The organism is Thorsellia kenyensis (assembly GCF_042432445.1).
Taxonomy (GTDB): domain Bacteria; phylum Pseudomonadota; class Gammaproteobacteria; order Enterobacterales; family Thorselliaceae; genus Thorsellia; species Thorsellia kenyensis.
Genome location: NZ_JBHLXE010000038.1, coordinates 64,129 through 71,030 on the forward strand (window position 1 = coordinate 64,129; position 6,902 = coordinate 71,030).

A 6,902-nucleotide genomic window follows, 5' to 3' on the forward strand; every position below is an offset into this window, starting at 1 on the left:
CATTTAGCCAAGATTATTTTTTGGTGTAGGTTTAATTTTTTCTTATAGAAAATTAAAGATCCCTAAAAAGCTTAAGGAATTAAAATTTAATGCAAAATATTTCCCTCTCATTAAGCAATAAAAATAACTTTACCTTGAGTTTTTTTATGCTGTCTATTGTTTTATTCTGCAGTAGCATAATTTCTTTTATTGCAGCTAATTGGTCTGTAATCTCAATTTCTCAAAAACTTATAGTGGTTCAAGGGGTGATTATTTGCTCTGGAGCAATATGTATATCTGGTTTTTTTACCTTAGATAGATGGCAAAAAAAAGCAGTATTTAGATGGGTGGAAGTTGCGTTAATATTTATTCTGTTCACAGCAGTAGGAGCGCTTTATGCATTGATTGGTCAAACATACGAAACAAGCCTTGATGCATGGCAATTTTTCTTATTATGGACATGCCTCATACTCCCCTTTGCACTTTATATTCATCATACATTTATTTGGCTCTTTTTATTAATCATCGCTAATAGTACGTTGTTTTTAATGACAGAACAAATCAGTTCCTTAGATCAATTTAGCTACTGTTTGCCTGCATTTTTTTGTTTTTCGATCTATCTAGGTCTTTCCTATGGATTTAAATACCATGGGTGGCTAACACAGCTACTATTACTCTGTGCTTTTGTTCTGGTGTATTTCCAATTTCTTATCGATAACTTATTTTCTAACAACCTGCTGTTTTTATTCTTTTTAATAATTATCGGTTGCAGTAAGTTAGGTAGTCATTTACAAAGAGAACCTATCAGTTTTATCCAGCAAACTTTTTTCCTTCTTATTGTAGTCAATACTAAAATTGCTGAAGTACTTATTTACAGTAGCAAAGATGATAGTTTAAGTTATCTAATATTCACCATCTCAGCATTTATCAGTTGCGTTTTATTTTTTAGTTACCTAAGAATGGTATATAACAATTGGAATTCTAATGGAGATATTCTCAGTGATGATATTCGCTCAAAGGCCAGTAAGATCAAAAATGTATGCATAGGACTTTTAGGATTTGTTGTCGCTATAAGTTCAACTATCTTTTTTTTAAGTCTTATAGGGAACACTACGCTCATTACTTATTCACTAAGCACACATGTTCTATTCGTTATTATCATCTACGCTCAAAAGAAAATTTTCTCTGAGAAAGCCATTAATCAACAAAGTTTTGCCATTTTATTTGCCTTGCTACAATTCGTTTTAATTAATGAAATCACGTCGTATTATTGGTATAGTCACGATCTCAGTTTTTTCTTCAATTTATTCATTTTTTGCTTGTTTCTCTTCCCGTATCTTATCTATATTTATTTCATCAAAAATAAATATAGTCGAATTTTAATAGGTGTTTTTGCAATGGCTCATCTATATTATGAGTATTTTCATCCAACAGATCCTATTTTAAGTGTTTTTACCCTAGTTCTTTTAGTAATGTACCTTATGAAAGATGCATATACATTTAAACACCCTTATTTAAATGCAGCGCAAAAAGCTCTACATAGTGAGATAATTCTGATAGTATTCTATTTATTGAATGCTACTGTAATTTTAGGTTTTAGCTATTCGAGTAGCTTGGAAAATAATTATATAGTTTTATACCACATTTTGCCTTTTATCACGATGAGTTTACTTGTCGTGTTAAAAAGACTCCCGAATTACTTTACCATTTTAGGTTTACTGCTTTCTCTGGTGAGTTTTTATATAAGTCGAGAAATGATTTGGTTTCCGATAGCAATTTCAATGCTTACGTTAAGTACACTGAGCCAATCAATTTGGCATCGTGTTTGCAGTTGGTTATTTGTTTTCTTTTTACTGATAATAAATTATTATTACCTTGATATATTACTAATCGAAAAATCTCACCATCTACTAAAAACTGGCGTCGTTTTGTTCTTATTCTCTGTGTTGTGTTATTACCTCCCCAAGACCATTAGAAAAAGCAATTAAAAAGAGCATAGCAATGAAAAAGAGCATAGCAATGAAAAAGAGCATAGCAATGAAAAAGAGCATAGCAATGAAAAAGAGCATAACAATGAAAAAGAACATAGCAATGAAAAAGAACATAGCAATGAAAAAGAACATAGCAATGAAAAAGAACATAGCAATGAAAAAGAACATAGCTATACTAATGCAATTAATGACACAAAAAAAAATGACTTATTTAAGTAAAGATATGCGCAGTTCAAAGTCTATAAAAAATCATATGAATAAAAATCTTACATGGATCTGTCTTTCCGCACTATATTTTATAATTATTTCTTAGGCTAAAGCAGGTCATTTTTTAACCGCTTCATATATTGTCTCGTAGAGTTCTCCTAGCAGTCTAATTATATGTCTATGTTCTTCATCAATACCCTTGATATACACAGTTGTTTTGTCCAATATCAAACATTTAATCTTAGTTGTAATACCCCCTAAAATAACACAGCTTATTCGTAGAATTTCTTTTAAACTAAAACAAAGGAGTTTTATGATGACTAAACGTATGACTGAAAGCCAAATAGTGGCGATTTTGAAAGAAGCTGAAGCGGGAATATCCGTCAAAGATATTTGCCGTCGATATGGTATCGGTAACTCGACATTTTACAAATGGCGCGAAAAATACGGTGGTATGGAAACCTCTGATGTCAAACGACTTAAAGAGCTTGAAGAAGAAAACCGAAGACTCAAGCAGATGTATGCCGAATTAAGTCTCAAGTCACAGATGCAAGAAGATATCATAAAAAAGCTCTAGCGCCTGTGGCACAACGGAAAGTATGGGTAGATGAGTTGCAGGTGCGGTATAACATGAGTGTGCTGAAATGTTGCGATGTGGTTTGCCTAAGCCGCACAGCTAATTACTATCAACCTAAGAAGCATGATGATATTGAAATTATTGATGCATTAAATGCTCTGGTTGAAAAACATCATCGTTAGGGATTTCCGAAGTGTTTTAACCGGTTAAGAAAGTTAGGCTATGCTTGGAATCACAAGCGTGTTTACCGAGTTTATACAACCCTAAAACTCAATCTAAGACGAAAATTAAGGCAACGGCTACCTACGCGTTATCCAGAACCATTAGCGGTTCCGTCATCTCTAGGTCAATCTTGGTCAATGGATTTCATGAGTGACACCTTACAAAACAAGGTCAGATTTAGAACATTTAATGTGATAGATGATTTTAATCGTGAAGTGTTAGGTATTGATATTGGCACCAATATATCCTCGCTAAGAGTGATTCGGTATCTTGACCAACTGGCCGATTGGCATGGTTATCCCAAGAAAATACGTGTTGATAATGGAAGTGAATTTAGGTCAGAAATTTTTATGAATTGGGCTAAGACACACGGCATACGGATTGATTACATCAAACCAGGATGTCCTTATCAAAATGCGTATATCGAGCGGTTTAATCGTACATATCGAGAGGATGTATTGGACTGCTATTTATTTAATCATCTTAATGAGGTCAAGCAGCTAACCCAAGACTGGATTAGGTTATATAACAATGAGCGACCATATGACTCTCTCAATAATATGACACCGATTGAATATAGAAATGCAGCTTAATTATTCTACGTAATATCTGTCTTATAAACGGGGTATTTACAACTCCCTTGCACTACGACCGGATGGATCCGAGGCGAAGATGGTATATCAGTGAGTTTTTGTCGCCAGTTATAATAGGTACTGATATTAATTTTATTGGCTTTGCAAAAATCGGTAATCGTCAAACCGCTTTGCGCCTGTTGTTCAAAAAGTTGAGACCAATATTGCTGTTTTTCTTGGGATGTCATGATGTGCTCCTTATTGATAATGTGGAGCACTATGTCGCAAAGCGGTTTTTATTGGTAGGTGGGGTTTATTTGTGGCGCTTACGAATCTACCAAGCTGAGCATCGTTAGAAAACAAAAGCGATGTATGATGAATACGTCAATGCTAGAGGCGGTATTAAGTGCTGGTTTTAGTCGGGAGATTGAAAAATAATCACTCATGCGGTCACCCTGACATAGTGTGTTAATGCATCTCCGGTACACTAACACAGTGACTAGATTCCTAGATAGTAGTGTAATGTTTTACGATCATTAACATATCCTAATTTTTCGTATAAATTTTGCGCAACCTTGTTATCTAAGCTCGTTTCGAGAGATAAGCCATTTGCTTCAATTTCAATAGCATACTTTTTAGCGGAATCCATGAGTAGTTTACCGATATTTTTATTTCTATACATCTTGTAAACAAATAAGTCATTTAATATTAAGGTTTTTTTTGCCGAAATAGATGAGAAAGTTGGATATAGTTGTACAAACCCTAAAGGATTGTTATGTAAATCCTCAGCGATAAATATTATAGATTCATCATTTTTTTAGTCTATCAGAAATGAATTGTCTACACACAATTAGATTATCACTTTCACCATAGAACATTCTATAACTGTTAAATAAAGAAGAGATAGAGTCTAAATCTAATAAGGTAGCTTTTCTTATTGCATATTCCATGATATATCCTCCCAAATTATCCAATAGCCGTTTGTTAAATTAATATAATTGGCCGTTTTTTTCAAGCTCCATAATTTTGGCTTTATCTTCTAGCAACTTTTCTTTACTCTCATTCATTAAAACAACCCAACCAGGGGATGTAAGTAAATCTACTGTTTTGTTTATCGGTGAATTTTTTGATATATTCCATACAGAACTAAAGTATGAATCTAAATTCTCCAACTCTTTGTCTTCTATAATTCTTTCTATAATGCCATCTTGATGACTAATAAAGAAGTACACTAAGGCGTTCTTATAAAAAATAGGAGGGTGGTTTGTAGTGATAATATATTTATCTATATCGGTATAAGCATAAACGCTTAACTCTAATTGAGATACTGATGAAAAGCTTTGAACTGTCTTAGGCGTATAACCACCGTGTATTCTAGCCCCAACTTCAATAAGAACAGGTCCATCGGGGGATAGCATTATTTCGCTGTGTACCACTCGAACAAACCCGCCGGAATTGAGAGTCGCTCCGCTACCTACCCGATTCTGCTCAATTAATGCGATGCGCAAATCGGAGTGCTGAGACAATTCCCTTGAAATCGCACAGCCAACAACACCAGCCCCAATGATCGCCCAGTCAAAATGTCGAGTATCTTTTATCATTTGTTTGCCTCAAGTACTTCGCATTTCCACTTAGACAACTGGTTATCACCGTTTTTTGAGAATCGAAAAGGCTCATCAAGTTGACGAAGGCACCGAGCGATCACTTTGCCATCGGCTGAGGGATCTTGACATACAATATCCAGAATAGATTTCAATCCATTGTAGATATAAAAAGCCAAACCTTTATCCAGCTTCATTACATAAAGGTAATAAGGCTTGTGAAGCAACTGCTCAAATTCAGGAAATAACTATTCTCTGAGGTTAAATTTAAATCGTCTATAGCAGCGGCTATCGCTAGATTTGCAGGCCCAAAACCAATACCTATTACATCATACACCACGTTAAATTCCTTAATATTTAATGTAACAGACACACCCCGTTACCATAAAACTGAATTTAATTTAGCATGTAAATAAATTAATTGCCAACGATTTGAGAGCTTTGAATTTCTGTATGATATTTAATCTATTTTTGATTATTTTTTATACTATTAATGATATAATAAACAAAATCAATTATTTAAGGTAAAAAATCATGTGGAAAAATATTCAACCTAGCTTTCAATTCACTAATAATAGTATTAAACAACATAAAGCTTTTGAAGAGTTTGATACGATAAATGCACTCATTGATTGGGAGCAAATTATTAGCATATTGAATGTGCTTATAGCTAATAAAAAAAATCGTTTAGGAGCATCGCCTTATGCGCCTACCATGATGTTTAAAGTTCTGTTATTACAGTCGTTGCATAATTTGAGCGATGTTAAAATGGAGAATATGCTTGCGAGAGATTTATTGTTTCGTCAATTTGTTGGTTTGCATCAGAATGATTCGATCCCAGACCATTCGTCGATATGGCGTTTTAGAGAAAAACTGGAGAAAGCAAATTTAGTCACTGTTTTATTCGATAACATCAATCAACAACTTGCTGAGCAATCTATAATAGTACAGAAAGGCTCAGTAAGTATTATAGATGCTACAGTGATAAAAGCACTGAACAATAGGCCTAATAAAGACAAAGTAGGGAAAAATACACAAGATGAGGACGCGAGTTATAATTTGAAAACAGGTTCAGACGGCAAAATGAAAACGACCTACGGGTTTAAAGGTCATATTGCCTGCGATGAAGATGGATTTGTGACTCAGGCAGTCGTTACAACAGGTAAGTTACATGATTCACAAGTTTTTGAGGAATTACTGACAGGTAATGAAGTAGAGGTTTATGCTGATAGTGCTTATGCAAGCGAGAAAACAGCAAAACAACTAGAATCGAAAGGTATTGAAAATAAGATATTAAAGCGAGCCTACCGCAATAAGCCGTTAACAAAAGAGGATAAGGCATTCAATCGAGTCTGTAGTGGAATAAGAAGCCGAGTAGAAAGTATCTTTGGGCTAGGTAAAATGCATCTAGGGATGGGGCAAGCTAGATATAAAGGCCTAAAGAGAAATGCGTTAAGCTTTTCCATGCGTTGCATGGTATTAAATCTCAAAAGAGCGACCACAATTAAAAAAGAATTAGAACAATCACAGGCTAACTAAGCCTAAATTTTGGCTTAAGGGCCAAAAAAGGGAAGAAATGCTGACATTTTTTGTTAAAAAGAGTAAAAAACAAATTATTTTCCAAAAAAAGGGCAAAAAAACGGTAAAAAATTTTTTTTCAAAAACCTAATTTTAAAAAAATAGGTTTTTGATTGTGTGCTGTGAAGTTAGCTATTAGGTGGCTAACATGCTTTACCTAAGATGGTGGTAGGCC

General features: G+C 34.1%; 8 protein-coding genes and 1 pseudogene. 4 read left to right on the top strand and 5 right to left on the bottom strand.

Going from position 1 to position 6,902, the window contains the following annotated elements; all coding sequences use genetic code 11:
• The first annotated feature begins 89 nt into the window (after positions 1 to 89).
• From ACFFIT_RS03960 to ACFFIT_RS03970, 3 genes and pseudogenes are all read left to right on the top strand, one after another.
• On the top strand, positions 90 to 1,967 hold the full coding sequence (locus ACFFIT_RS03960) for a DUF2157 domain-containing protein (protein WP_385876356.1): 1,878 nt from the start codon (positions 90 to 92) through the stop codon (positions 1,965 to 1,967).
• Between the two features lie 13 nt (positions 1,968 to 1,980).
• Positions 1,981 to 2,283 carry a hypothetical protein gene (locus ACFFIT_RS03965; RefSeq protein ID WP_385876357.1) on the top strand — a complete coding sequence of 101 codons (303 nt, stop codon included), beginning with the start codon at positions 1,981 to 1,983 and terminating at the stop codon, positions 2,281 to 2,283.
• Positions 2,284 to 2,490: 207 nt separating this feature from the next.
• A pseudogene (locus tag ACFFIT_RS03970) lies at positions 2,491 to 3,569 on the top strand (IS3 family transposase).
• A 5-nt stretch (positions 3,570 to 3,574) separates the two neighbouring features.
• Here the strand turns inward: ACFFIT_RS03970 and tnpA are convergent.
• The 5 genes from tnpA to ACFFIT_RS03995 all read right to left on the bottom strand — a co-directional run bounded on the left by tnpA (position 3,575) and on the right by ACFFIT_RS03995 (position 5,522).
• Positions 3,575 to 3,796, bottom strand: a complete 222-nt coding sequence (tnpA, locus tag ACFFIT_RS03975) for an IS66 family insertion sequence element accessory protein TnpA (protein WP_385876358.1) — start codon at positions 3,794 to 3,796, stop codon at positions 3,575 to 3,577.
• A 251-nt stretch (positions 3,797 to 4,047) separates the two neighbouring features.
• Positions 4,048 to 4,350 carry a GNAT family N-acetyltransferase gene (locus ACFFIT_RS03980; protein WP_385876364.1) on the bottom strand — a complete coding sequence of 101 codons (303 nt, stop codon included), beginning with the start codon at positions 4,348 to 4,350 and terminating at the stop codon, positions 4,048 to 4,050.
• 7 nt (positions 4,351 to 4,357) lie between these two features.
• Positions 4,358 to 4,498: a hypothetical protein gene (locus ACFFIT_RS03985; RefSeq protein ID WP_385876359.1), complete on the bottom strand. Its 141-nt coding sequence runs from the start codon at positions 4,496 to 4,498 to the stop codon at positions 4,358 to 4,360.
• A 39-nt stretch (positions 4,499 to 4,537) separates the two neighbouring features.
• Positions 4,538 to 5,149 carry an FAD-dependent oxidoreductase gene (locus ACFFIT_RS03990; protein ID WP_385876360.1) on the bottom strand — a complete coding sequence of 204 codons (612 nt, stop codon included), beginning with the start codon at positions 5,147 to 5,149 and terminating at the stop codon, positions 4,538 to 4,540.
• A 196-nt stretch (positions 5,150 to 5,345) separates the two neighbouring features.
• Positions 5,346 to 5,522, bottom strand: a complete 177-nt coding sequence (locus tag ACFFIT_RS03995) for a SidA/IucD/PvdA family monooxygenase (RefSeq protein ID WP_385876361.1) — start codon at positions 5,520 to 5,522, stop codon at positions 5,346 to 5,348.
• A gap of 161 nt (positions 5,523 to 5,683) precedes the next feature.
• Here ACFFIT_RS03995 and ACFFIT_RS04000 point away from each other — a divergent pair, with 161 nt between their 5' ends.
• On the top strand, positions 5,684 to 6,688 hold the full coding sequence (locus ACFFIT_RS04000) for an IS5 family transposase (protein WP_385876362.1): 1,005 nt from the start codon (positions 5,684 to 5,686) through the stop codon (positions 6,686 to 6,688).
• The last annotated feature ends 214 nt before the right edge of the window (positions 6,689 to 6,902 follow it).